This is a genomic window from Streptomyces sp. NPDC086835, assembly GCF_044745705.1.
GTDB lineage: Bacteria > Actinomycetota > Actinomycetes > Streptomycetales > Streptomycetaceae > Streptomyces.
Genome location: NZ_JBIVAU010000012.1, coordinates 183274 through 208183, shown reverse-complemented (window position 1 = coordinate 208183; position 24910 = coordinate 183274). Strand labels below are relative to the sequence as shown.

Below are 24910 nucleotides of genomic sequence, written 5' to 3'. Positions count from 1 at the left end.
GCTACGCCGCAGGTGCGCTCCTCGGCGGGACGCGGGTGACGGGCCCCGCTTCATAACTTCTGGTCCTGACACAGCGATCCGGACCGGAAGGAACCCCATGGCGTCCCGCCTTCGGCGCACTCTGCTCGCCGGCCTCGTCACCGCCGCCGTCGCCGTTCCGGTGTCGGCCGCGGCCCGGCCCTCCGCCGTCCCGGCGCCGCCGCCCGCCGCCGTCGGGAGGCTGACCTTCGGCGAACTCCCGCGGCTGGAGGACCGGTTCAGCACAAACCGCGACAACATCCGTGCGGCAGCGCGGGCCGCCGCCGCTCACGGCGACCGCGGACGGGCGGCCTCGCTGCGGGAAATGGCGGCGGGCGGGCGGCAGTTCCTGACGTTCGACGGACGGGACGGCGGCCGCAGCGCCGAGGTGTTCGGGGATCTCGCCCACGCCGACCGGGTCGCCGTCCTCGTCCCCGGCTCCGACACCGACCTCGACACCTACGCACGCTTCCGCGCCGGGGCCGTGGCGCTCCACGACGCAGTACGGCAGGTGGGCGGGCCACGCACGGCGGTCGTCGCCTGGCTCGGTTACGCCACCCCCGCGACCGTCGGCACCGATGTGCTGACGACCGGCCGGGCGGACGACGGTGTCTCACAACTGCGCTCGTTCGTCCGCCAGTTGCGTACGGCGCTGCCGCATGCGGAGCTGTCGCTGCTGTGCCACTCGTACGGTTCCGTCGTGTGCGCACGCGCCGCGCACCGGCTCGACGTCGACGACATCGCCCTCTACGGCAGCCCGGGCACGGGCGCCGACTCGGTGCGCGACCTGCGGACGCCTGCCACCGTCTGGGCCGGGCGGGGCGACGACGACTGGATCGCGCACGTGCCCCATGTGCGGCTCGAACTTCCCGGCACGGACGTAGGTCTCGGCGCCGACCCGGTCTCCGCCGCCTTCGGCGCCCGGGTCTTCGACGCCGGCGACGGCGGGCACAGCGACTATCTGAAGCCCGGCACGACCGCCCTGGGGAACCTCGCGCTCATCGCCGTGGGCCGCACCGGCGAGGTGACCCGTGCGTGAACTCGCGCGCCGCATCGACGCGGCGACCCCACCAGGACGGGACCGGGCCGTCGACGCGCTGCGCGCGATCGCCGTACTCGGAGTCGTCCTCGGGCATTGGCTGGTCACCGCGCTCGTCAGCGACGGTGGGGCGCTGCAGGGGACGAGCCCTCTGGCGCACCTGCCCCGACTTGCCCCCGTGTCCTGGGCGTTCCAGACCCTGGCGGTGTTCTTCCTGGTCGGCGGATACGTGGCCACCCGCAGCCACGCCCGTGCGCGGGCCCTCGGGACCGGCTACCGGCAGTGGCTCGGCAGTCGCCTCGCCCGGCTCTTCGGGCCCGTCGTGGCCGTCCTCACCCTGTGGACGGTCGCCGCGGTGGCGATGCTCGCCGGCGGGACGGCTCCCGGGACGCTGCGGACCCTGCTGACGCTGGTCCTGTCGCCCCTCTGGTTCCTGCTGGTCTTCGCCGCGCTGACCGCCGCGACCCCTCTCGTGGCGCGGCTGCATCCGCTGTGGCCGCTGGCGGTGGTGCTGCACGTGGACCTCTTCCGGTTCGGCTTCGGCGCGCCCGCCTCGCTCGGCTGGATCAATGTGGCGGCGGGCTGGCTCGTCCCGTACTGCCTGGGCGCCACGTGGGCGCGCGGCGGACTGCGCGGCCGGGCCACCGGATGGGCGCTGCTCGGGGCAGGCGCCGCCGCGACCGCCGGGCTCGTGGCGTGGGCCGGATACCCGGCGTCCATGGTCGGCGTTCCGGGAGCGGCCGTCTCCAACCTGAACCCGCCGACGCTCGCGGCCGTCACCTTCGGCCTCGCGCAGTGCGGCGCGGCGCTGCTGCTGCTCGGCCCGCTGCGCCGGGCGATGCGGCGGCCCGTGCTCTGGGCGGCCGTCGCCCTGCTGAACCTGTCGGCGATGACCGTTTTCCTGTGGCATCAGACGGCGTTGATGACCGTCACCGCCCTCGGGCTGCTCGCCGGCGCGCCCCTGCCCGGACTGCACACCGTCCCCGACGGCCCGGCGTGGGTGGCCGCCCGGACGGCCTGGCTGCCGGTGTTCGCCGCGGCGCTCGCGGTGTGCCTGGCCGCGTTCCGTACGTACGAGCAGAGGCGGCCCGGCACGTTCGAGCAGAGGCGGCGCGGTCGCGGTTCGACCGTGGTGCGCAGGTCGGCCCCCGCGAGGAGGAGCAGGACGCATGTCTAGGGTGGGGCCGATGAAGACGACGGCCGCCCGCACCGCCCTCAGGGACGCCGGGCGTGTCCTTTGCACCGCCCTGACGGACGCCGCGCGTGCGCTCCGCGGCGACCTGGGCGCCCAGGGGCATGACCCGCTGCCTCCCATGCGCGGGCCACGGTGGCTGCGCCGGCTGCCGCACGTCGTCGTGGTGTGGGTCGCGGTCGTCCTCGGCGTCGCGCACGGGGACCACCTCGTCGGCGGCTACAGCATGGCGCCCCCGAACGCGGTGCCGCTCGCGGTCGCCCTCGTCGGTGCGGTCGTGCTCGCCATGTTCCGGCCGGTGGCCGGCTGGTGGCTGTCCATGGCGGTCACCGCGCTCGGCGCCGAGTTCGGAAAGACGTACGGGTTCGGGCCCGACGGGCCGTGGCCCTGGCCGCTCACCGGGATGCTGGCGCACGCCCTGGTGCTGCTGCTGCTGACCCTTCGGGTGCGGACCCGGGTGGCCGTCGAGGCGCTGGTGCTCAGCGTGCTGCTGGGGCTCGCCGCCGAGATGATGTCGGGGGACCATCCGCACACCTCGTCGGTGCCGCTCTCCGCGGTCGTCTTCACCGTCGCCGTCGTCCTCGGTTCCGCGCTGCGCGGGATGCGCGAGGCACGCGGGCGGCTCGTCGAGCAGGAGGTGCTCACCGCTGAGGAGCGCACCCGCCGCACCGTCCTCGAGGAGCGCAGCCGGATCGCGCGCGAACTGCACGACGTCGTCGCCCACCACATGTCGGTGATCTCGATCCAGGCGCAGGTCGCCCCGCACCTGGTGCAGGACCCGCCGGACGAACTCCGGGAGAACCTGGCGGGCATACGGCAGAACGCCCTCGACGCGCTCACCGAACTCCGCCGGGTGCTGGGCGTCCTCCGCTCGGAGAACCCGGAAGCGGCGGAGACCACCCCACACGCCCCGCTGCCCACCCTCGCCCGCCTCGACGCCCTCGTCGAGAACGCCCGCGCCGCCGGACTGACCGTGCGGTGCGCCACGACCGGCGAGGTGCGTCCGCTGCCGCCGGGCGTGGAACTGTCCGCGTACCGCATCGTGCAGGAGGCGCTGAGCAACGCGATCCGCCACGCGCCCGGTACGGCCGTAAGGATAGAGCTCGCCCACACCGCGCCCGGACTGCGCGTCAAGGTCGTCAACGCAGCGCCGCTCGCACCCGCGCCGCCGTCCCCGGGCGCCGGGCACGGGCTGCTCGGGATGCGTGAACGTGCCGCCATGCTGGGCGGCGACCTCGCCGCCGGGCCCACCCCGGGCGGTGGCTACGAAGTGACCGCCCTTCTACCCACGGAGCAGCCGACATGACGATCCGGGTCCTGATCGCCGACGACCAGATGATGGTCCGTCAGGGCTTCACGGTGCTGCTGAACGCGGAGCCGGACCTCGAGGTCGTCGGCCAGGCCGTCGACGGCCTCGACGCCGTCACCAAGGTCGCCGAGACGCTGCCCGACGTCGTGCTGATGGACATCCGGATGCCCGAACTCGGCGGCATCGAGGCCACCCGCCGGATCACCGCCGACCTCCCCGGCGTAAAAGTGCTGGTGCTGACCACGTTCGACCTCGACGAGTACGTCTACGAGGCGCTCCGCGCCGGCGCGTCCGGTTTCCTGCTGAAGGACGCATCCGCGGACGAACTGGCGAACGCGGTCAGAGTGATCGCGGGCGGGGACGCGCTCCTCTCGCCGAACATCACCAAGCGGCTGATCGCCGAGTTCTCCCGTACGACCGGTGCACCCCGCGCGCCCCTCAAGGAGCGGATCGGTGACCTGACCGAGCGCGAGACGGAGGTGCTGTCGCTGATCGCGCAGGGCCTGTCGAACGCGGAGATAGCGGGCGCGCTGGTCGTCGCAGAGCAGACCGTGAAGACCCACGTGAGCCGGGTCCTGGTGAAGCTCGGGCTCCGCGACCGCACCCAGGCGGCGGTCTTCGCCTACGAGACGGGCCTCGTTCGTCCCGCCGGTTACTGAAACCCCGGCCCCACCAGGTAGTACTCAAGGCGGACGCCCCAGGATCCGCAGTGATGCTGACGACCGGGGCCATCACGCCCGCTTACCTTCATTACGTGACCCAGAAGACCCGCAGCCCCGAATACGACCTGGCCCAAGGAGCGCTCAGCGGCCTCCGCCAGGACCTCTTCCACGACGCGTTCGCCTACCGGCCGCTGCCGCCGCTGAGCGCCGAAGGGCCGCTGGTCCGCCGGCTGCCGGGTGAGCGGATACGCAGCGGCGCGGTGTGGCTGCCGCACGCCGTGGTGCTGTTCCTCGCCCTGTTCACACTGCTGCTCGCCTACGCCGACGACGAGGGCGGCCTCGCCTTCGTCATCGGCGGGTTCGTCCCCGCGGCGGCTGTCGTGATGACCCTGGTCAGGCCCGTGGGCGCCTGGTGGGTGTCGATCGTGAGCACCCCGTTCGTGGCGGTGCTGGGCTCCTGGAACGACTGGCCCTGGGCGCCCGCCGGGTTCCTGTCCCATCTGACCGTGATGATCGTGGTGGCCCTGCGGACCCGCCCCCGGACGGCCGGCTGGATGTGGCTGGTCACCGCTGCGTACGGGATGTTCGCCGACACGGTGATCAGCCGGGGCTACGGTCCCGGCGCGGCGCCCATGCTGTTCGCCTCCGCGGTCCTGCTGCTGATGGTGAGCATGATCCTGGTCCGCCGTGAGGCGAAGCAGGAGGTCGCCGCCCAGCAGACGGTCACCGCCACCGAGCGGGACCGGCGCACCCTGCTGGAGGAGCGCACCACCATCGCCCGCGAGCTGCACGACGTGGTCGCCCACCACATGTCGGTCGTCGCCATCCAGGCGGAGGCCGCCCCCTACCGGGTGGAGAACCCGCCGGAGGAGCTGGAGAAGGCGTTCGCCACGATCCGCGAGAACGCGGTGGCCGCGCTCACGGAACTGCGCCGCATCCTCGGCGTCGTACGGGCGGAGGACTACCAGGCCCCTGACGCGCCCCAGCCCGTCCTCGCCGACCTCGACAACCTGCTCTCCAACGTCCGCGAGGCGGGCCTGGAGACCGAGAAGACGGTCACGGGAGCGGTGCGCGAGCTGCCGCAGGGCGTCGAGCTGTCGGCGTACCGGATCATCCAGGAGGCGCTCAGCAACGCGCTCCGGCACGCACCCGGCTCGACCGCGAAGATCGAGGTCTCCTACGTGCTCGGCGGTCTGGGCCTGCGGATCGTCAACACGCCGCCGCAGGGTCCGGTCAAGGCCTCGCCGGGAGCGGGACACGGCATCACCGGCATGCGGGAGCGTGTGACGATGCTGAACGGTGAGATGACCGCGGCGCCCACAGAAGAGGGCGGGTACGAGGTCACCGCCTTCATCCCCGTCGCCGCCATCCCCGCCGAGGAGACGTCATGACGATCCGTGTGCTCATCGTCGACGACCAGATCATGGTCCGCGAGGGCTTCTCGGTCCTGTTGAACGCCATGCCCGACATCGAGGTCGTCGGCGAGGCCGTCAACGGCCGCGAAGCCGTCTCCAAGGTCGCCGAACTGGCCCCCGACGTGGTGCTGATGGACATCCGCATGCCGGAGCTGAACGGCATCGACGCCACCCGCGAGATCGTCGCGGCGGACGGCGGCGCCAAGGTGCTCGTGCTCACCACCTTCGACCTGGACGAATACGTGTACCAGGCGCTGCGCGCGGGAGCCTCCGGGTTCCTGCTGAAGGACGCCTCCGCCCGGCAGCTCGCCGACGGCGTCCGCGTGGTGGCCGCCGGCGAGGCGCTGCTCGCGCCGACCGTCACCCGCCGGCTGATCACCGAGTTCTCCAAGCTCTCCGAGACACCGCGCCCCGCCGCGATGACCCAGGTCGCCGACCTGACCGAGCGCGAGACCGAGGTCCTGGTCCTGATCGCGCAGGGCCTGTCGAACGCCGAGATCGCCTCGCACCTGGTCGTCGCGGAGTCGACCATCAAGACGCATGTGAGCAGGGTCCTCGTGAAACTGGGGCTCAGGGACCGCACCCAGGCGGCGGTCTTCGCGTACGAGGCGAGGCTGGTCACACCCTCGTAGGGAGGGTTAGCGTCCGGGCATGGACGCGCTCTTCGAACCCTGGTCCCCCCAGTTCGTGGCCGACCCCTACCCCGCCTTCGCGGAACTGCGGGAGCGGGGCCGGGTGCACTGGTACGAGCCGACACGGCAGTGGCTCGTGCCGCATCACGCGGACGTGTCGGCGCTGCTGCGGGACCGGCGGCTGGGGCGGACGTATCTGCACCGCTTCACCCACGAGGAGTTCGGCCGCACTCCGCCGCCCGCCGCGCACGAGCCGTTCCACACCCTCAACGACCACGGTCTGCTGGACCTCGAGGCCCCGGACCACACCAGGATCCGGCGGCTCGTGACCAAGGCGTTCACCCCGCGGACCGTGCAGGCGCTGGAGCCGGTCGTACAGCGGCTGGCGGCCGGCCTGGTCGCCGACTTCAAGGAGGCGGGCGGCGGCGACCTGCTCGCCGAGGTCGCCGAGCCGCTTCCGGTGGGCGTGATCGCCGAGATGCTGGGCGTCCCGGAGTCCGACCGGCCGCTGCTGCGGCCCTGGTCCGCCGACATCTGTGGGATGTACGAGCTGAACCCGTCGGACGAGACGGCGGCGCGGGCGGTGCGGGCCTCTACCGAATTCAGCGCGTACCTGCGGGAGCTGATCGCCGTGCGGCGTGAGCGGCCGGGCGACGACCTGGTCTCCGCGCTCATCGCCGCCCACGACGAGGGTGACCGGCTCAGCGAGCAGGAGATGATCTCCACCTGTGTGCTGCTGCTGAACGCGGGCCACGAGGCGACCGTCAACACGACGGCCAACGGGTGGTGGACGCTCTTCCGCCATCCCGACCAACTGGCGGCGCTGCGGGCGGACCACTCACTGTTGTCCACAGCTGTGGAAGAACTGATGCGTTACGACACCCCGCTCCAGCTCTTCGAACGCTGGGTGCTCGACGACATCGAGATCGACGGCGTCGTGGTGCCGCGCGGCTCGGAACTGGCACTGTTGTTCGGCTCCGCGAACCGTGACGGGGCCCGCTTCGACCGCCCCGACACGCTGGACCTGTCGCGCGCGGACAACCCGCATGTGAGCTTCGGCGCGGGCATCCACTACTGCCTGGGCGCACCGCTCGCGCGCATCGAACTGGCGGCGTCGTTCGGAGAACTGCTGCGTCGGTGCCCGACCATGCGCCTCGCGGCGGAGCCGCGGTGGAAGGGCGGGTTCGTGATCCGAGGCCTGGAGGACCTGCGGGTCGAGCTGTGACGTCGGGCCGACCACTGCGCGGGGCTGTTCCCCTCCCCGCCCCTTCCCGCTGTGCCGATGTGCGGCTCCGCCGCGTGGCGGGCAGACCCCATTACCGCGCTTCGCCCGGTGCCCTCGATCTCCCCCTTCGGCCTGGCGGCCGTGGAAGGTGCCCCCAGGCGGGCTGTATTTCGCTGCACGAAATCAGCCTCGCCGGGCGGAGGTATTTCCAGCCCCGCCGGCGATTGAGGCGCGGGGTCCGGGGTCAGAGCCCCCGAAAACACCGCGCGGAGCGCGGTGGCGGGTCCGGGCGGAGCCGGTGGGGCCCGGGGCTCGCCCCGGTCTCGGGGAGGGGCGGGGTGGGGAAACGCCGCGGTCGTCGCCACCGCCGGCGCCGCTACTTCGTTTCCAGGTCCCGCCTGCGGAAGCCCTCGAGGCCCACCCCCACCAGTCCCGCCGCGACCAGCGTCAGCACCACCATCGGGGTCCAGCTCATCGGTGCGGCAGGCAGCTGGGGGACGTGCCCGAACGGGGACAGGTCGCTCATCCAGCCGGGGAACTGCAGCAACTGCCCCAGGTACCCGACCACGAAGGCGTACACCGGCACGATCCAGGCCGCCGCGCTCGCCCTCGGGAACCAGCCGAAGAGCACGACGGCGACGCCGACCGTGACCCACAGCGCCGGCGCGTAGGCGAGCGCCGCGGTCACCAGGTCGAGGAACAGCCCCGCGTCGGACGCCGACGCGGCGCCCGCGATCCCGAAGCCGACCCCGGCCAGGAGCAGCAGCGCGGTGCCGCCCGCCATGGCCACGGCCAAGTGGCTGCTCACCCAGCGGGTACGGGACAGCCCGGTCGCGAGCAGCGGCTCCGCCCGGCCCGCGGTCTCCTCGGCGCGCGGCCGCAGCGCCGCCATCACCACGTACACGGCCGCGACGACGGAGAGCACGACCATGACCATCGAGGCGAACGACTCCGCCACCGAGGCGCCGCCGACCTCCTTGAGCGCCTCCTGGATCTGGTCGATGTTCTTGAGCATGTCCTCCGCGTCGCCGAGGATCGACCCGTACATCACGCCCATGAGGAACAGGCCCGCGCCGAACCCGGTCAGCATGCCGCGGTGCAGCCGCAGGGCGAAGCCGAACGGCCGGCCCAGCGCGTCCGACGCCACCGCGCCGCCGAGCCGCGACGCCCGCAGGCCCGCGCCCACGTCCCGCCGGGTGGACAGCACGAAGCCCGCGGCGGCGCACAGCACGGCGAGCACCAGGCACAGCAGCAGCGGCCACCAGCGGTTGTCGACGTACACGTACGTGCGCTGTGCCCAGCCGATCGGCGACAGCCAGGCGAGCGCCCCGTCGCCGCCCACGTCGCCCGCCGCGCGCAGGACGTACGCGACGCCGACGACGGCGAGTGCCATGCCAAAGGCGCCTCGGGTGTGCGCGGTGATCTGCGCCGTGACGGCGGCGACGGCGGCGAAGGTGATGCCCACGGCGGCGTGCGCGAAGCCGTAGAGCAGCGAGTCGCCGGTGTCGATGCCCTCGATGCCCATGCCGCCGAGGGTGAACGCGAGCAGCAGGGCGAGGACCACATTGGCGAGGACCGCGAGGGCGAGCGCCGCGGCCAGGTGCGCGTGCCGTCCGACGACGGTGGAGCGCACCAGTTCCGCGCGGCCCGTCTCCTCCTCGTTGCGGGTGTGCCTGGTGACGATCAGGACGCTCATCAGGCCGACCATCACGGCCATGAAGCCGAGCATCTGGTGGCCCAGCATCGCGCCGAAGTTGTAGTCGTCCAGGTAGTGGCGCGGTCCTGTCATGGCGAGCCCGGCGGGGCCGTCCATCGTCGTCACGACCGCGGCACGGTCCACCGGATCGGCGTACAGCGTCTTGTAGTTGCTCGCCGTCGACACGGTGCCGACGACCAGCGCGAGGATCCACACGGTCAGCCGGACGCGGTCCCTGCGCAGACCGAAGCGGAGCAGGCCGATCGTGCCGGCGAGCGCGTTGCCGCCGTCCGCGGTGCGGGAGGCGGTGGGCGCCTCGGTGGCGGTGGCCGTGCTCATCGGGCTGCTCCGTCGTCGGCGAGGCGGGGCGTGCCGTCGGCTGCGGCGCCGTGTCCGTTCGCGCCCAGCTCGTCGCCGTAGTGGCGCAGCATCAGCTCTTCGAGCGTCGGGGGGTGGCTGACGAGGCTGCGGACGCCGAACTCGGAGAGCCTGCGGATCGCACCGTCCAGCTGATCGCCGTCGACGGCGAACCTCACCCGCCCGCTGTCGGTCCGCAGGTCGTGCACGCCCGGCAGTTCGGCCAGGCCGCTGACCGGGCGGGCCGTCTCCGCCTCGACCGTCGTACGCGTCAGGTGCCGCATCTCGCTCAGCGTCCCGGACTGCACGATCTTCCCCTGCCGGATGATGCTGACCCGGTCGGCGAGCTTCTCCACCTGGGCCAGGATGTGGCTGGAGAGCAGCACGGTCCGGCCCGCGGCCTTCGCCTCTGAGATGACGTCCTGGAAGACGACCTCCATCAAAGGGTCGAGACCGGCGGTCGGTTCGTCGAGCAGCAGCAGCTCGGCGTCGGACGCGAGCGCGGCGACGATGGCCACCTTCTGCCGGTTGCCCTTGGAGTAGGCCCGGCCCTTCTTCGTCGGGTCCAGGTCGAACCGTTCGACGAGTTCGTCGCGGCGCCGCTTGTCGATGCCGCCGCGCAGCCGGCAGAGCAGGTCGATGGCCTCGCCGCCGGTGAGCCCCGGCCACAGCTCGACGTCACCGGGGACGTAGGCGAGGCGCCGGTGCAGTTCCACGGCGTCGCGCCAGGGGTCCTTGCCGAGCATCTGGGCCGCGCCCGAGTCGGCGCGCAGCAGCCCGAGCAGAACCCGGACGGTGGTCGACTTCCCCGCGCCGTTGGGCCCGAGGAAGCCGTGGACCTCACCGGTCTCGACCGCGAGGTCGAGGCCGTCCAGCGCGCGTGTCCGCCCGAACGACTTGTGGAGTCCGCAGACGGTGATGGCCTTCGTCATGGTTCAGAACGTACGTTGAATTCACAAATTTGTGAAGTTAAGGAAGCGTATAAACTCGGGTCAGGACCGTGACAAGGGGAGATGATCCGGTGGTGACCGAACAGACCACGGCAGCGCAGCGGCCGCGCGACGACGACGCGGTGTCCGCATTCGTGGAGCGTTTCGCCGCCCAGCTCGTCGAAGCGGGCATGACCCGGATGCCGGCCCGCGTCTTCGCCGCCCTGCTCTCCTCGGACTCGGGCGTGATGACCTCGGCCGAGCTCGGGCAGCAGCTCCAGGTCAGCCCTGCCGCGGTCTCCGGGGCGATCCGCTACCTCGCCCAGGTCAACATGGTCTCCCGCGAGCGGGAACCGGGTTCCCGCCGCGACCGTTACCGCGTGCACAGCAACCAGTGGTACGAGGCGCTCACCAACCGGGACCAGATCCTCAAGCGCTGGGAGCACACCCTGCGGGAGGGTGTGGTGAGCCTCGGCCCCGAGACGGGCGCGGGTCGCCGGATGTCCGAGACGCTGGAGTTCTTCCAGTTCCTGGAGAAGGAGCTCGCCCTGCTCATGGAGCGCTGGCGCGAGCACCGCGACCAGCTCTACGGCGCGGCCTGACCCGGCGCGGGCGGGTGGCCGCCCCTGCCCGGCCCGCCGACGTCCGTTCCGCCGGGCCGTGCACCTCGGCCCGCCCACGTCCGTCTGGTCGGGCGCCCGCGCACCTTGGCCCGCCGACACCCGCGCGTCCGCCCGACGTCGGCCCGCCGACACCCGCCCGTCCGCCCGACGTCGGCCCGCAGGGCGCCTGTGTACCGAGCCCGACGGGCGTCCGCCGAGGCTGGCCCATCGGCTGTCGGCCGACGTCTGCCCGCGGTCGGCTGCCGGCGTCAGCAGGCCGGGCGCCCGCGGACCTGGCCGGTCCCATTCCTCCCGTCGGGGTCCGCCGGGGTCAGCCCGCCGGGGCCGCCACCGGCAGCGTCAGCCCCCACGCCCCCGCCCGCACCGTCCACGTCCGCGTCCTCACCGGGCCGGTGACGTGCGCGTCGGCCCGGTAGCGGAAGTCCGGGCCGGAGACCGTGATGGAGAGGGCGCTCGCGCGCAGAGGCTCGGCGGTCGCGCCGTGGCGTACGACGACCTCCGCGCGGCCGCCCGGGCCGGCACGGACGGTCACGTCCTCGACGGGGCGGTCCAAGTCGCACATCAGGACCCCGTCCGCCTCCACGCGCAGCCGGTGGGTGCGGACCGGCGCGGCGGAAGGGGCGGGGCGCACCAGGGTGCGTACGAGGGAGCGGGCCGTCGTCCACACCGAGGCGCCGTCCACAAGCGGCGCCGGGCGGGCCGCCGGGATCGCCAGGTCGCCCAGGACCACCCCGTCGCTCTCGTCCACGAGCAGGTCCAGCCGCCGCGGTGTCCCGTCCAGGACGGCCCTGGCCGCCGCGACCGCCCCGGCGGGGACGCCGAGGGAGTGCGCGAGCCGTACGGAGGCACCCACGGGGACGAGCGCGAGCACGCCGTCGCCCAGCGAGCGGTCCCGGTGCAGCAGGGCCACGGCCCTCAGCAGTGCCCGGTCGTCGCCGACCACCACCGGCCTGCGCGAACCCCTCCGGGCGAGTGCCCGGGCGAATTCCTCCGGGCCCTGGGGAAGACAGATTTTCGCCTCCGACCCGCCGCACAGCACATCTTTCGCGATGCGCACGGACTCGCCGTCCATTCGGCGGGCGACCGGGTCGATGACCACCAGCAGCTGGTCGGGATCCGACACCTCGGTCCTTCCTCGGGTAGCATCTTTGTGCAAGAGCCCCTTGCGCTATTGCGCCAGGGGCTTCGTCTATTCCGGGGCAACCTGTCCCAGGACTCAGGCACGGCTCCGGCCCCCTGACCTTGGTCTTGCCCCGCCCGGAAGGGGTGTACGCCTGTGCCCGCACTTGTGCTGCTCGGTGCTCAGTGGGGTGACGAGGGCAAGGGAAAGGCCACCGACCTGCTCGGTGGATCAGTGGATTATGTGGTGCGCTACCAGGGCGGCAACAACGCCGGCCACACGGTTGTCGTCGGCGACCAGAAGTATGCGCTGCATCTCCTCCCTTCCGGAATCCTCTCGCCGGGATGTACTCCGGTCATCGGTAACGGCGTCGTCGTGGACCCGGCGGTTCTGCTCTCCGAGCTGAGCGGGCTGAACGACCGCGGCGTCGACACGTCCAAGCTCCTGATCAGCGGAAACGCCCATCTGATCACTCCGTACAACGTCACCGTCGACAAGGTGACCGAGCGGTTCCTGGGCAAGCGCAAGATCGGCACCACGGGCCGCGGCATCGGCCCGACGTACGCCGACAAGATCAACCGCGTCGGCATCCGCGTCCAGGACCTCTACGACGAGTCGATCCTGATGCAGAAGGTCGAGGCGGCCCTCGACACCAAGAACCAGCTGCTGACGAAGGTCTTCAACCGCCGCGCGATCGAAGCGGAGAAGATCGTCGAGGAGATGCTCCAGTACGCGGAGCAGATCCGGCCGTACGTCGCCGACACCACGCTGATCCTGAACAACGCCATCGACGAGGGCAAGGTCGTCCTCTTCGAGGGCGGCCAGGGCACCCTGCTGGACGTCGACCACGGCACGTACCCCTTCGTCACCTCCTCGAACCCGACCGCGGGCGGCGCCTGCACCGGCGCCGGCGTGGGCCCGACGAAGATCAGCCGGGTCATCGGCATCCTCAAGGCGTACACGACCCGTGTCGGCGCCGGACCGTTCCCGACCGAGCTGTTCGACGAGGACGGCGAGGCGCTGCGCCGCATCGGCGGCGAGCGGGGCGTCACCACCGGCCGCGACCGCCGCTGCGGCTGGTTCGACGCGGTCATCGCGCGCTACGCGACCCGGGTCAACGGCCTGACCGACTTCTTCCTCACCAAGCTGGACGTCCTCACCGGCTGGGAGCAGATCCCGGTCTGCGTGGCGTACGAGATCGACGGCAAGCGCGTCGAGGAGCTCCCGTACAGCCAGACCGACTTCCACCACGCGAAGCCGGTGTACGAGATGCTGCCGGGCTGGTCCGAGGACATCACCAAGGCGCAGACCTTCGCCGACCTGCCGAAGAACGCGCAGGCGTACGTGAAGGCGCTGGAGGACATGTCCGGCGCCCCGATCTCGGCGATCGGCGTCGGCCCCGGCCGGACCGAGACCATCGAGATCAACTCGTTCCTGTAGGACGTTCGCGGGACACTGGGAAACCCCCGAGGGGCAGATCCGCGGCGAGGGCCGAGCGCTTTCGCCGTGGATCCGCGTCCGGGGGTTTTCCGTGCCCGGCCGCGTCGCACCAGCCGGGGCACGTGGCCGGTGCGGTGCCACGCCGTCCGGCGTCACCGGTGTCCCTTATGCTCCCGCCATGAGCGACGGGGGGCCCGGCAGACGGGTGATCGACGGGCGGTTCGAGCTGGAGGGGCGGCTCGGCGGCGGCGGTATGGGGACGGTCTGGCGGGCGCGGGACGTCGTGCTGGACCGGGCCGTGGCGTTGAAGGAAGTGCGGCCGCCCGATCCAGGGCTCGCGGAGTACGACCCGGAGGCGGCCCGCATGCTGCGGGCGCGGGTGCTGCGGGAGGCGCGCGCTCTGGCCAGGGTCGAGCATCCGAACGTGGTGACGATCCACCACGTCGTGGACGGCGGCGAGGACACCTATCCGTGGCTCGTCATGGAACTGGTCACCGGCGGGTCGCTCGCGGAGCGGCTCGCGGAGGGGCCGATGGCGCCCGCCGAAGCCGCCCGGCTGGGGCGGGAGGTACTGGCGGCGCTGCGGGCCGCGCACGACGCCGGCATCCAGCACCGGGACGTGAAGCCCGCGAACGTACTGCTGCGGCCCGACGGGCGGCCCGTGCTCACCGACTTCGGGATCGCGGCGATCCGGGAGTCGACCGCCCTGACGGTGACCGGGTCCGTCATCGGCACGCCCGACTACATGGCCCCCGAGCGCATCTCCGGGGACGACGGCGGGCCCGGCTCGGACCTGTGGTCGCTGGCGATGATGCTGTACGTCGCGGTCGAGGGGCACCACCCGCTGCGCCGGGGCTCGACGCTCGCCACACTCGCGGCCGTCCTCAACGACGAGCTTCCGCCGCCGCGTCAGGCAGGCCCGCTGGCGGCGGTGCTGGCCGCGGTGCTGGTCAAGGACCCGGCCGCGCGTCCCGGCCCGGAGGCGGTGGACCGGATGCTGGCCGAGGTGGTGGAGGGCCGTCCGCCGGAGCGGGTGGACGCCGAACCCGTAGCCGCGGGGCCCGAGGTCGCGGAGCCTGTGGACGCGGTGCCCACCTCGTACCGGCTGTCCCCTCCTGCCACCCCAGGGCCCCATGACGCCGTCCCGCCGCGGGGGGCCGCGGTGTCGGCGCTGCGGCAGCACGCGCTGGGGATGGTGGAACGTGAGGAGACCGCCCGCCGTGAGGAGGTGCGGCGGGCCCGGCTGGGCCGCCGGATCGCGATCGGCTCGTCGATCACCGCGACGGTGCTCGCCGGCGTACTGGTGTGGGCGCTGCTGCCCGACGGCGATAAGGGCGGGGAAGCGGGGGCGAAGCCGTCGGGGCCGGCCGTCACGGGGAAGAGGACCCCCACGCCCACGCCTCCGAGCCCGACGCCGTCGAAGAGCGCCGAGCAGGTCGACCTGCTGACGCCGGACGGTATCCGTACGGCGGTCGCGGACATCAAGGCCAAGACCGGTACGGACCGGGTCGGAAGCCTCACCGTGTACCCGGAGCACGTGTCGGCCGACGTGATGGTCGACGGCGACGACAGGCGGTACGAGAGCTGGATCTACCGCGTCGGGAAGGGTGCGGAGAAGGGCATCATCAGCGGCACCCTCTCCAGCGGGGACCGTCCGTTCAGCCTGGACGACTTCGACTGGGACGTGGTGCCCGCCCTGCTCGAGCGGGCCCGCAAGGATTTGAACGTGAAGGACCCGACCACCCGCTATCTGGTGGCCCGGGAGCCCAGCACGACGCTCGGCACACCGCTCGGCCTGGGCGTCTACCTGTCCGACGAGTACGGCGCGAGCGGGTATCTGGACGCCGACCTCAAGGGCAAGGTCACCCGGGTGTACCCGTACGAGGGGTGAGCCCGCCCATGGCTCACCTGCGGACGTACTCCGCCGGTTCTCCGTCGGCGCTCATCCCGTACATGAGGAGGCGCTCCTTGCCCTCGAAGCGGTCGGCGCGCAGGTTCTGCGCCGATTCCGACGGGGTGCACTCCGGGTCGGAACCCTCCTCCAACTGCGGCGGCCCGAGGACGACGAGGTCGCCGACGCCGCCGAGCACGGCGGTGCTCTCGCAGTGCACCAGGCCGCCGGTTTCCTCGCCGGTCTCGTCGTCGGTGCGCGGATAGTTCTCGCTGAACCGTACGAGCGGGGCGCCGACCGGCCCCTGGGTGACCGTCATCTCGAAGGAACGGGGGTCCTCGTAGTCCGGCGGGGCGTCCAGCACGTCGAACTTCTGCCGCCAGTGACCGACGAAGGCGGACGGCACGGCCTTCGGACCGTTCTTCGACCGGTGGAACGTGGCACTGACGTCCCCCGACGTCCACTCCAGCACCTCGGGCGACCGTACGGTCAGGGTCTGGTGCGCGGCGGGGGTGCAGCGCTTCTCGGGCACGCTGGTGGTGACGTCGCTCTCGCCGAACACGATCCGGTCGGCGTCCGCGGAGACGAGCGTGGAGCGCCCCATGCACAGCCGCTCGCCGGTGACGTGGACGTACACGCCGGTCTTCTCGCCGGCCCGGCCCTGGGTGATCTCGATCCGTCCGGTCTCGTACGGCGCGTCGGCACTGCCCCTCAGGACACCCTCCCAGGCGCCGAGGAAGTCGTCGGGAACGATGCCGCCGGAATCGCCGGTGCCGCCGCCCGACGCGACAGGGGTGCCGGTCCCGCCCGCGCCGCCCGCCCCGTCGTCCGTCCCGCCGCGGTCCTTCCATTGCAGGGCGGCGAACGTGCCGGCGACGGCGAGGACGACGACCGCGGCCGCGGCGGCCAGCGGGGCACGCCGCCGCTTGCGCGGCGCGGCCGGCACGGTCACCGGCGTCGGGGGTGTCGGGTCCCCGTCCGCGTCGAGCAGCCGGGCCGCGTGCCGCCCCAGCCCGGCCAGCAGGCCGGCGGGCAGCCACGGTTCGTCAGGAAGGGACACACTCGCCAGCTCAGCGGCCGTCGGCCGGGCGGCCGGGTCCTTGTTCAGGCAGCCCCGTACGAGCGGCTCCAGCTCGGGCGCGAGCCCGGCGAGGTCCGGCTCCTCGTGGGCGATACGGAACAGCACGGCGTGCACCCCGCTGTCCGCGGACCCGAACGGCGGGCGCCCGGTGGCCGCGTACGCCAGCACGGCGCCCAGGCAGAACACGTCCGACGCGGGCGTGAGCCGCTCGCCCCGAACCTGCTCGGGCGACATGAAACCGGGTGATCCGACGACCGCCCCGGTCGTCGTCAGCCCGCCGTCGGTGACGGTGTCCACGGCGCGTGCGATGCCGAAGTCGATGATGCGGGGGCCGTCGACCGTGAGCAGGATGTTGGAGGGCTTCAGGTCCCGGTGCAGCAGCCCGGCGGCGTGGATGTGCCCGAGCGCGTCGGCCAGTCCGGCGGCCAGGGCGCGTACGGAGTGCGCCGGCAGCGGCCCGTACTGGTCGACGACGACGCTCCTCAGCGACGGCCCCGGTACGTATCCGATGGCCACCCAGGGCGACTTTGCCGCGGTGTCCGAGGCGATGACGGGCGTGGTCCCGGCCCCTCCGACCCGCTCCAGCGCCTCGACCTCACGCGCGAACCGGCGCCGGAACTCGTCCTGCGCGGCGAGCTCCGCCCGCACGAGTTTGACGGCCACGGTCCGGCCGCCCGCGGAGCGGGCGAGGTAGACCCGGCCCATCCCGCCGACGCCGAGCCGTCCGAGCAGCCGGAACGGGCCGATCTGGGTGGGGTCTTCGGGCAACAGGGCATCCACGCCCGGATTTTCCCACAACGAGGCACACGCGGCCCGTGCCATGGTCAACTCCCCTCTGTGCCCACGGGCTTGAGGCTGCCGGAGAACCTGGGTGGGCTCCGGCTGTCCGGGACATGTCCCGGACAGCCACAGGCGGGACGGCCCCGCCCGTCCGCTCCTACGGTCCATCGTCATGGACACCACACGGAGAACCATTCTGCGGGGCATGGCAGCGGCACCGGTGGCCGCCACCGTCGGCGGCCTGCTGCTGCCGCACGGCGCCCAGGCGGCGGAAGCCGCTGATCCGATGCCGCTCGACCTGCGCATGCGCACCCGCGCCAACGGATCCGGCACCAGCTACCCGGACGTGATCAAGAGACTCCTCCTCATGGCGGACAGCGAACGCCCCGAGGAGCGCCACGGACTGGGCAGGGCATCGCTCGACGACATCCTGGCCGACACCAACAGAGAGGGCCGGCCCGCGCGGCCGGACTGGCCGGGAGCGAGCCTGCCCCGGCTGCGCACCTCGTTCCAGTGGCAGGGCGCGGGTGAGGAGGACAGCATCGCCAACGACTTCAAGACCAGGTACTGGCGTCCCCAGGGCATCAGCAACCGCTACACCGCCGCCGGCGGAACCGACCCGAACGTCCTCATGGTCTCCTGGTACGCCCGCGCGGATGAGCAGGACCAAGGGGCGCGGATCAGCATCGTGGATCTGTCGGACCCCACCGCGCCGAAGTACCGGCACGTGCTGCTCGTCGAACCTCGTGTGCAGGGGCGCCGTTTCACCTTCCGGCCCGCGACCCTGCACGCCGGCGGTATCGCCTGGTACGGCAACCGCCTCTACATCGCGGACACCGTCAAGGGCCTGCGCGTCTTCAACACCGACGAGATGCTCGAGGTCGCGACGGGCGGCCGGAGGGACACGTGCGGTTACTGGAAGGGCAAGTACTACGCCTGTCGCTACAAGTACGTCCTGCCGCAGAGCCGCGCCTACGACCATGTGGCGCCGAACCAGGTAGAGGTGCAGCAGCGCTACTCGCAGGTGGCGGTGGATGTCACGACCCGTCCGCATTCCCTCGTGGTGAGTGAGTTCAGGAGCCCGCTCGAGACGTCTTCGCGCGTGGTCCGCTGGAACCTCGACCCGGCCACGGGCGCGTTGGCTCCCGCCGGTCCGGGCGGGCTGATCAGGTCCGTCGCCCGTGACCGGATCCGGCACGGCGGTCAGGTGCAGGGCGCGGTGAGCGTCTCCGGGACCTACTACCTGTCGGCGAGTGACGGGCCGGATCGGTACGGGACCGTCCGGACCTGGCGCAAGCAGGCCGTCGGTGACCCGCCGGCCGCCTTCGCCTGGCACCAGGCCGAAGGACCGGAGGATCTGAGCCATGACGCCCGGGCCGGTGTCCTGTGGTCGGTCAACGAGTACGAGAGCAACCGCTACGTGTACTCGATGACCCTGTAGCGGCGTCGGCTGAACGGTCCGGTACCGCGGCACGTACTGAGGACGGGGGCCTCGGCGTCCGGGGCCCCATGGCACTGGCGAAGCCGTTCGTTACGACCTTGGGGCCGCGCATGATGCACGCACGACGGAGGGGCGTACGACGGAAACTCCAGCGGGTCGTGCGGCTGGCCGCCGTGGTCGGGCTGCTCAGCGGCGGGCTGATGGTCTCCGGCGCCATGGCGGGCGAGCCGCCTGCCGCCGGACCGCCGCCCGCCGCTGATCCACGGGCCGCCGACGACCCGGCGGCCGGGCTGGTGTCTCGGCTCGGCCCGGCCCGTACCGCGGGCAGTTGGACCGGCCCCGACGGGAAGACGGTCGTCGCCGTCACCGATCAGGAGGCCGCGGAGGAGGTACGGCGGGCCGGCGCGGAGGCCGAAGTGGTGCGCCACAGCATGGAGCGGCTCCGCTCGGCCACCGAGACCCTGCGCTCCGCACCGCGGGTGCCCGGTACCGCATGGGCGGTCGACTACGCGGCCAACAGCATCACCGTGCGTGCGGACAGCACCGTCTCCGCCGGCGACTGGTCGCGCATGTCCGGCCTCGCGGAGGAGATCGGCGGCTTCGTCCGCATGGAACGCACCACGGGGACCTTCACCACCAGGGTCAGCGGCGGCACCGCGGTCTTCGGGGACCGGCGACGGTGCACCGCCGGGTTCAACGTCACCAACGGCCAGGACATCTTCATCCTGACGGCGGGGCACTGCGGGCCGGAGGACTCCACCTGGTTCCGGGACCGTCAGGGCGACGAACTCGTCGGTACCACCACGGCCGCCAGCTTCCCCGGCGACGACTACTCCCTGGTGCGCTACGAGGACGTCGACGTCGTGGACCGCACCAACGTCGTGGACATCGGCGGCGGCAGGGGCGTACAGATCGTCGGGGCCGGCGAACCGGCCGTCGGGCAGCGGGTGTTCCGCAGCGGCAGCACGACCGGGTTCCGCTCCGGCGAGGTGACTGCCGTCAACGCGACGGTGAACTACCCCGAGGGCACGGTGACCGGACTGATCGAGACCACGGTCTGCGCCGAGCCCGGGGACAGCGGCGGGCCGCTGTTCTCCGAGGGGCTGGCGCTCGGCGTCACCTCGGGAGGCGACGGGGACTGCACCACGGGCGGCACGACCTACTTCCAGCCGGTGACCACCGCCATGGAGAAGCTCGGCGTCGACCTGACGGGCGGCCCGCCCGCCCCCGGCGGGGCGGGCAACGAGTCGGAGGGCGGCGCCCCGCCGGCACCCGCACCGCCGCCACGGTCCGTGGAGGGCCTCGGATCGCGGGCGGTCAGCTCGATCGTCGACTTCGGCAACCCGGCCCTGGGTGCGGGTCTGATCGGCCTCAGCCTGACCGGACTGCTGGGTGCACGGTGGCTCGTGTCGGCCCAGGAGCGCAGGGAGTACCGCAACTTCCACAGCGCGAGCTGGGGCTGACCCCGGCCGCTGCGGGCCCGGCGCAGGACCGCGCCGTAGCCCTTCGCGGCCGTCGTGGTGCCCTTCTCAGCCGGTCTTGGTGTAGGTGAGCGGCTCACCGGTCGAGCCGACGAGCTCGCGGACGACGGTGCGGTCGTCGGGCATGTTCAACCGGCTCCACTGGCCCGGGGCGCACGAGACGCGGTCGCCGAACGTGACGACCGTGGGGGCGAGTTCGAGCGGCGGGCCCGGGGCACGGAGGGCGGCCGACCAGCGGCAGTCGTAGTTGGGGCCCGTTCCGCTCAGGGTCATGACCTGTTCGCCCGTCGCGCCCTGGGTGATCGTCATGATCCGGGTGTTGGTGCCGTCCGACGTCTCGAAGGACGCCCGCCAGGTGCCGACGTACTCCTGCGGCACGTCGCCCGCGCTCTGGGCGGTCGTGGGCGTGCCGGTCGGCGCGGGAGTGCCGGAGGAGGCAGGGGGAGAGGTGGGGGCCGAGGACGTGGAGGAGGGCTTCGGGTCCGCGGTCGTCCGCTTGCCCTTGTCCTTGGACATGAACGCGTACACCGAGCCGCCCGCGCCGAGGGCGACGACCAGCGCCACGGCGATCAGGGCCAGGGTCCCGCCACGGGAGCCGCGCCGTGGCGCCGGAGGCGGAGTCGGGGCATGGGGCCCGGGCGGGTACGGGCCCGGGTGGTACGGGGCGGCGTGGTACGGCTGCGGATAGCCGTACACCGGTCCGGGCGGTGTGTGCGGCACCGCGGCCGGCATCGGCGCCGGAGCGGGCGGGGGCGTCTGTATCGCGCGAGGCGGCGCCGTCATCGTCGGCGGCTGTGCCGGCGCCTGCGGCTGCTCGGCGTCCAGCAACTGAACCGCGTGGCGGCCGAGTTGAGCGATCAGTGCCCCCGGCAGCCACGGCTCGCCGTCCGCGTCGGCGGCCGTGCGGCGAAGGATCTCCTCCACCGTCGGCCGTTCCTCCGCCTCCTTGCGCAGACAGTCGCGGATCAGGTCGAGCAGAGCTTCGGGGACCCCGGTCAGGTCCGGTTCCTCCTGGGCGATACGGAACATCTGTGCGTGGCCGCCGCTCGCGGCCGAGCCGAACGGGAGCCGGCCCGTCGCCGCGTAGGCGAGTACGGATCCCAGACAGAAGACGTCGCACGCCGGGGTGATCCGGTCGCCCCGGACCTGCTCGGGCGACATGAAACCGGGCGAGCCGACGAGCGCGCCGGTGCGGGTGAGGCCGCCGTCGGCGACCGTCTCCAACGCGCGGGCGATGCCGAAGTCGATGACACGCGGCCCGTCGATGGTGAGCAGGATGTTCGACGGCTTGAGGTCGCGGTGGATCAGGCCGGCCGTGTGGATGTCCGTCAGCGCGTGCGCCAGGCCGGAGGCCAGCAGGCGGACACTGCGCTCCGGCAGCGGTCCGTGCTCGCCGGAGACGACGGTGTGCAGCGCGGGCCCGGCGATGTAACCGGTGGCGACCCAGGGGACCGGGGCCTCCGTGTCCGCGTCGAGGACGGGCGCCGTCCACCTCCCGCCGACGCGCAGGGCGGCCCGGACCTCGAGCCGGAAGCGGTTACGGAACTCCTCCTGCTCCGCGAGCTCCTGCCGCACGAGCTTCACCGCGACGGTGCGTCCGCGGTCGGAGCGGGCGAGATACACCGTGCCCATGCCGCCCGCGCCGAGCCGGGTCAGGATCCGGTACTCGCCGATGTGATGTGGATCCCCTGGTGCCAGCTGCTCCATCGCCGCGCGGCCCTTCCCCCGTACCGAAATGCTCGACGGATCGAGGATAGTGGGCGCGCCGGGGGCCACACAGGTCAGCGGTCCGCGCGGAACGCCGCCGGGCGGTTCGGAGGGGCCCCGGCCCGGCGCGCTCCTGTCAGGCTTCCGGCTTTCAGGCTTCAGGACCGGGCGCAAGGACGGCCGCGCCGCCGGCCGTGTCCTCGGCGTCGATGATGTCCATCGCCCGTGACAGCTGCTCCAGCACCCGCACGGTCTCCGCGAACTCCTTCGGTCCGAGGGCATCGAGCAGCCGGTTCGCCAGCCGTGCGTGACCGGGGTCGATCTGCTTGATCGCGGCCCGGCCGTCCTCCGTGGCGTGCAGCAGCTTCGCGCGCCGGTGGGCCGGGTTGGGCCGGTACTCGGCCAGCCCTTGTTCGGCGAGCACATCGGCGATGCGCTGCACGCTCTGCCGTGTGATGCCCATCGTGCGGGCGATCCCGGCCACGGACTGCGGCTCGCGCACCACGGCGCCGAGGACCTGCCAGCGGGCCGCCGTCAGCCCCGCCTCCCTGGCGAGGCGGTCGGAGACGGTGATGAACTGCCCGTTCAGCCGGAAGACGCCGAGGGCCGTGCGGGTCAGCAGGTCCTGGGGGTGGTGGGCCGGCCTCATGCGTTCAGGACCTCGAAGGCCGCCGGGTCCGAGTCGTGGAACAGCCGGTACCAGGCGTCCAGCTTCTCCCCCTCGTACACGCCGAGGCGGGCGAAGACCTCGCGGGCGAAGGCGACGGGCTCGGTCGGGCCGGCGGTGATCAGGTCGCCGTCGGTGACGGCGTCCGTGTCGACGTAGCGGTCGCCGCCCTTGTAGCCCGTGGCGGCCAGATAGAACGAGACGGCGCTGGTGTGGGCGCGGTCGTCGAGCAGGCCCTCGCGGGCGAGACCGGCGGTCGCGCCGCAGATCGCCGCGACGGGGACGCCCGCGTCGAGGAACCAGCGGGCCTTGGTGGCGAAGGGCGAGAGGACGTCGCCGGTGTCCCACAAATCCGCTCCGGTGAGGATCAGCAGCTCGCTGTCCGCCGGGTCGAGGTCCGCGAGCGCCAGATCGGGCTGGATGCGGACACCGCCCATGGTGGTGACGGGGTGCGTGGTGAGGCCGACCGTCTTCACGGTGAAGCCGTTCTGGGTGAGATGGGCGGTGGTGTGCCCCGTCTCCCAGTCGGCGTAGGTGTCGTAGACGGCCAGATGAACGGTCCCGCGGGTCATGGTGCCCTCCTTGACGCGTGTCCTGCTCCTCTGTGTGTGACAGCAGCCTGTCATGACGACAGCATGCTGTCAATCATCGCAGGTGCCCGGAAGGGGCGACACCCTGCCCAGATAAGCGGCCGGGGCCATACAACGTGGCCATGTCGGCTCCGACCGGCGGTTCCTTACGCTGAGCCGCATGACCCCTCATGCCGACCCGCAGACCGGAGCTGCCGTCAAGGCAGCCGACCGCGCCCATGTGTTCCACTCCTGGTCCGCCCAGGGCCTGATCGACCCGCTCGCCGTCGCCGGCGCAGAGGGGTCCTACTTCTGGGACTACGACGGCAACCGCTACCTCGACTTCACCAGCGGCCTCGTCTACACCAACATCGGCTACCAGCACCCCAAGGTCGTCGCGGCGATCCAGGAGCAGGCCGGCAAGCTCGCCACCTTCGCGCCCGCGTTCGCCGTGGAAGCGCGCTCGGAGGCGGCCCGGCTGATCGCCGAGCGCACCCCCGGTGACCTGGACAAGATCTTCTTCACCAACGGCGGCGCGGAGGCCGTCGAGAACGCGATCCGGATGGCCCGTCTGCACACGGGCCGTCCGAAGGTGCTCTCCGCCTACCGCTCGTACCACGGCGGCACGGCCACGGCGGTCAACATCACCGGCGACCCGCGCCGCTGGGCCAGCGACAACGGCACGGCGGGCGTCGTCCACTTCTGGGCGCCGTTCCTGTACCGGTCCCCGTTCTACTCCTCGACGGAGGCGGAGGAGTGCGCCCGCGCCCTGACGCACCTGGAGGACACCATCGCCTTCGAGGGCCCGCAGACCATCGCGGCGATCATCCTCGAGACGATCCCTGGCACGGCCGGCATCATGACGCCGCCGCCCGGCTATCTGGCGGGCGTCCGCGAGATCTGCGACCGGTACGGCATCGTCTTCGTCCTCGACGAGGTCATGGCGGGCTTCGGACGCACGGGCGCCTGGTTCGCCGCGGACCACTTCGATGTGGTGCCCGACCTGATCACCTTCGCCAAGGGGGTCAACTCGGGATACGTGCCGCTCGGCGGTGTGGCGATCTCCGCCGAGATCGCAGCGACCTTCGACAAGCGCCCCTACCCCGGCGGACTCACCTACTCCGGCCACCCGCTGGCGTGCGCGGCGGCCGTCGCCACCATCCAGGTCATGGCGGACGAGAAGGTCGTCGAGAACGCGGCGCTCGTCGGAGAGACCGTGCTCGGTCCGGGCCTGCGCGAGCTCGCAGAGCGCCACCCCTCGGTGGGCGAGGTGCGCGGCCTGGGCGTCTTCTGGGCGCTCGAACTGGTCCGCGACCGCGGGACCCGCGAGCCACTGGTGCCCTACAACGCTTCCGGCGAGGCGAACGCGGCAATGGCGGCGTTCGGCGCGGCCTGCAAGAAGAACGGCCTGTGGCCCTTCATCAACATGAACCGCACGCACGCCGTCCCCGCGTGCAACGTGAGCGAGGCCGAGGCGAAGGAGGGCCTGGCCGCGCTGGACGCGGCGCTGTCGGTCGCCGACGAGTGGACGGTCTGAGGCCCGCCCTGCGTCCCTCCGGCCGGCCACGGCCGGCCGGAGGGGGCTCGGCACCCCGGTGGCCCCTGCCCGCCCAGGCAGGGCCTGCCGCGGCCGGCC

The 24910-nt window shown here is 72.5% G+C and carries 20 protein-coding genes; 13 read left to right on the top strand and 7 right to left on the bottom strand.

The annotated features are described in order from the left end of the window. The first annotated feature begins 97 nt into the window (after positions 1-97). The 7 genes from ACIPJI_RS32045 to ACIPJI_RS32015 are packed head-to-tail and all read left to right on the top strand — an operon-like array spanning position 98 to position 7492. Complete coding sequence (locus tag ACIPJI_RS32045; protein WP_402250298.1) at positions 98-1057, top strand: alpha/beta hydrolase; 960 nt, start codon at positions 98-100, stop codon at positions 1055-1057. After that, complete coding sequence (locus ACIPJI_RS32040; protein ID WP_402250296.1) at positions 1050-2234, top strand: acyltransferase; 1185 nt, start codon at positions 1050-1052, stop codon at positions 2232-2234. Before ACIPJI_RS32045 ends, ACIPJI_RS32040 begins: the two co-directional genes overlap by 8 nt. Next, positions 2227-3555 carry a sensor histidine kinase gene (locus tag ACIPJI_RS32035; protein ID WP_356620805.1) on the top strand — a complete coding sequence of 443 codons (1329 nt, stop codon included), beginning with the start codon at positions 2227-2229 and terminating at the stop codon, positions 3553-3555. The genes ACIPJI_RS32040 and ACIPJI_RS32035 overlap by 8 nt, the downstream gene beginning before the upstream one ends. After that, entirely contained in the window at positions 3552-4217 is a 666-nt protein-coding gene (locus tag ACIPJI_RS32030) for a response regulator (RefSeq protein ID WP_402250294.1), read from the top strand. The genes ACIPJI_RS32035 and ACIPJI_RS32030 overlap by 4 nt, the downstream gene beginning before the upstream one ends. A 53-nt stretch (positions 4218-4270) precedes the next feature. Beyond that, positions 4271-5611 (top strand): sensor histidine kinase, encoded by a 1341-nt coding sequence (locus tag ACIPJI_RS32025; protein WP_402250292.1) that lies wholly within the window; start codon positions 4271-4273, stop codon positions 5609-5611. After that, a complete protein-coding gene (locus tag ACIPJI_RS32020) occupies positions 5608-6267 on the top strand; it encodes a response regulator transcription factor (protein WP_005314524.1) in 660 nt (219 codons plus the stop codon). Before ACIPJI_RS32025 ends, ACIPJI_RS32020 begins: the two co-directional genes overlap by 4 nt. Before the next feature lie 19 nt (positions 6268-6286). Continuing rightward, on the top strand, positions 6287-7492 hold the full coding sequence (locus tag ACIPJI_RS32015) for a cytochrome P450 (protein WP_402250290.1): 1206 nt from the start codon (positions 6287-6289) through the stop codon (positions 7490-7492). A 376-nt stretch (positions 7493-7868) separates the two neighbouring features. Here the strand turns inward: ACIPJI_RS32015 and ACIPJI_RS32010 are convergent, their stop codons facing one another. Beyond that, the gene (locus ACIPJI_RS32010) at positions 7869-9527 is read right to left on the bottom strand and encodes an ABC transporter permease (RefSeq protein WP_402250288.1); all 1659 of its coding nucleotides are present in this window, start codon (positions 9525-9527) and stop codon (positions 7869-7871) included. Next, complete coding sequence (locus ACIPJI_RS32005; RefSeq protein ID WP_402250286.1) at positions 9524-10477, bottom strand: ATP-binding cassette domain-containing protein; 954 nt, start codon at positions 10475-10477, stop codon at positions 9524-9526. Before ACIPJI_RS32005 ends, ACIPJI_RS32010 begins: the two co-directional genes overlap by 4 nt. A gap of 89 nt (positions 10478-10566) precedes the next feature. On the opposite strand from ACIPJI_RS32005, the gene ACIPJI_RS32000 reads away from it, so the two are divergent. After that, entirely contained in the window at positions 10567-11076 is a 510-nt protein-coding gene (locus ACIPJI_RS32000) for a MarR family transcriptional regulator (RefSeq protein WP_356620799.1), read from the top strand. 331 nt (positions 11077-11407) lie between these two features. Here the strand turns inward: ACIPJI_RS32000 and ACIPJI_RS31995 are convergent, their stop codons facing one another. After that, positions 11408-12220, bottom strand: coding sequence for a diacylglycerol kinase (locus ACIPJI_RS31995; RefSeq protein ID WP_356620798.1), 813 nt, complete (start codon positions 12218-12220; stop codon positions 11408-11410). A gap of 153 nt (positions 12221-12373) precedes the next feature. Here ACIPJI_RS31995 and ACIPJI_RS31990 point away from each other — a divergent pair, with 153 nt between their 5' ends. Then, complete coding sequence (locus ACIPJI_RS31990) at positions 12374-13657, top strand: adenylosuccinate synthase (RefSeq protein ID WP_356620797.1); 1284 nt, start codon at positions 12374-12376, stop codon at positions 13655-13657. Between the two features lie 178 nt (positions 13658-13835). Further along, a complete protein-coding gene (locus ACIPJI_RS31985; protein WP_402250283.1) occupies positions 13836-15548 on the top strand; it encodes a serine/threonine-protein kinase in 1713 nt (570 codons plus the stop codon). 13 nt (positions 15549-15561) lie between these two features. Here ACIPJI_RS31985 and ACIPJI_RS31980 read toward each other — a convergent pair whose 3' ends face one another. Further along, the gene (locus ACIPJI_RS31980; protein WP_402250281.1) at positions 15562-17409 is read right to left on the bottom strand and encodes a serine/threonine-protein kinase; all 1848 of its coding nucleotides are present in this window, start codon (positions 17407-17409) and stop codon (positions 15562-15564) included. A gap of 205 nt (positions 17410-17614) precedes the next feature. Here ACIPJI_RS31980 and ACIPJI_RS31975 point away from each other — a divergent pair, with 205 nt between their 5' ends. Together ACIPJI_RS31975 and ACIPJI_RS31970 are read left to right on the top strand one after the other, a co-directional pair. Then, on the top strand, positions 17615-18850 hold the full coding sequence (locus ACIPJI_RS31975) for a hypothetical protein (protein WP_356620794.1): 1236 nt from the start codon (positions 17615-17617) through the stop codon (positions 18848-18850). A gap of 110 nt (positions 18851-18960) precedes the next feature. After that, positions 18961-20313: a S1 family peptidase gene (locus ACIPJI_RS31970; protein WP_402250279.1), complete on the top strand. Its 1353-nt coding sequence runs from the start codon at positions 18961-18963 to the stop codon at positions 20311-20313. Between the two features lie 66 nt (positions 20314-20379). On the opposite strand, the gene ACIPJI_RS31965 is transcribed toward ACIPJI_RS31970, so the two are convergent. From ACIPJI_RS31965 to ACIPJI_RS31955, 3 genes are all read right to left on the bottom strand, one after another. Beyond that, on the bottom strand, positions 20380-22038 hold the full coding sequence (locus tag ACIPJI_RS31965; RefSeq protein WP_402250277.1) for a serine/threonine-protein kinase: 1659 nt from the start codon (positions 22036-22038) through the stop codon (positions 20380-20382). Between the two features lie 151 nt (positions 22039-22189). Beyond that, positions 22190-22687, bottom strand: coding sequence for a MarR family winged helix-turn-helix transcriptional regulator (locus ACIPJI_RS31960; RefSeq protein WP_402250275.1), 498 nt, complete (start codon positions 22685-22687; stop codon positions 22190-22192). After that, complete coding sequence (locus tag ACIPJI_RS31955; protein WP_356620790.1) at positions 22684-23277, bottom strand: DJ-1/PfpI family protein; 594 nt, start codon at positions 23275-23277, stop codon at positions 22684-22686. Before ACIPJI_RS31955 ends, ACIPJI_RS31960 begins: the two co-directional genes overlap by 4 nt. A gap of 178 nt (positions 23278-23455) precedes the next feature. Between ACIPJI_RS31955 and ACIPJI_RS31950 the strand changes: the two genes are divergently transcribed. Further along, positions 23456-24811: an aspartate aminotransferase family protein gene (locus ACIPJI_RS31950; protein ID WP_307707532.1), complete on the top strand. Its 1356-nt coding sequence runs from the start codon at positions 23456-23458 to the stop codon at positions 24809-24811. The last annotated feature ends 99 nt before the right edge of the window (positions 24812-24910 follow it).

Bases quoted from the DNA above. Each gene is read 5' to 3' on its own strand.
- ACIPJI_RS31960 (WP_402250275.1), bottom strand. From the start codon at position 22,687: ATGAGGCCGGCCCACCACCCCCAGGACCTGCTGACCCGCACGGCCCTC.
- ACIPJI_RS31985 (WP_402250283.1), top strand. From the start codon at position 13,836: ATGAGCGACGGGGGGCCCGGCAGACGGGTGATCGACGGGCGGTTCGAG.
- ACIPJI_RS32035 (WP_356620805.1), top strand. From the start codon at position 2,227: ATGTCTAGGGTGGGGCCGATGAAGACGACGGCCGCCCGCACCGCCCTC.
- ACIPJI_RS32015 (WP_402250290.1), top strand. From the start codon at position 6,287: ATGGACGCGCTCTTCGAACCCTGGTCCCCCCAGTTCGTGGCCGACCCC.
- ACIPJI_RS32010 (WP_402250288.1), bottom strand. From the start codon at position 9,527: ATGAGCACGGCCACCGCCACCGAGGCGCCCACCGCCTCCCGCACCGCG.
- ACIPJI_RS31950 (WP_307707532.1), top strand. From the start codon at position 23,456: ATGACCCCTCATGCCGACCCGCAGACCGGAGCTGCCGTCAAGGCAGCC.
- ACIPJI_RS32005 (WP_402250286.1), bottom strand. From the start codon at position 10,477: ATGACGAAGGCCATCACCGTCTGCGGACTCCACAAGTCGTTCGGGCGG.
- ACIPJI_RS31965 (WP_402250277.1), bottom strand. From the start codon at position 22,038: ATGGAGCAGCTGGCACCAGGGGATCCACATCACATCGGCGAGTACCGG.
- ACIPJI_RS31970 (WP_402250279.1), top strand. From the start codon at position 18,961: ATGATGCACGCACGACGGAGGGGCGTACGACGGAAACTCCAGCGGGTC.
- ACIPJI_RS31975 (WP_356620794.1), top strand. From the start codon at position 17,615: ATGGCAGCGGCACCGGTGGCCGCCACCGTCGGCGGCCTGCTGCTGCCG.
- ACIPJI_RS31955 (WP_356620790.1), bottom strand. From the start codon at position 23,277: ATGACCCGCGGGACCGTTCATCTGGCCGTCTACGACACCTACGCCGAC.
- ACIPJI_RS32020 (WP_005314524.1), top strand. From the start codon at position 5,608: ATGACGATCCGTGTGCTCATCGTCGACGACCAGATCATGGTCCGCGAG.
- ACIPJI_RS32025 (WP_402250292.1), top strand. From the start codon at position 4,271: ATGCTGACGACCGGGGCCATCACGCCCGCTTACCTTCATTACGTGACC.
- ACIPJI_RS32045 (WP_402250298.1), top strand. From the start codon at position 98: ATGGCGTCCCGCCTTCGGCGCACTCTGCTCGCCGGCCTCGTCACCGCC.
- ACIPJI_RS32030 (WP_402250294.1), top strand. From the start codon at position 3,552: ATGACGATCCGGGTCCTGATCGCCGACGACCAGATGATGGTCCGTCAG.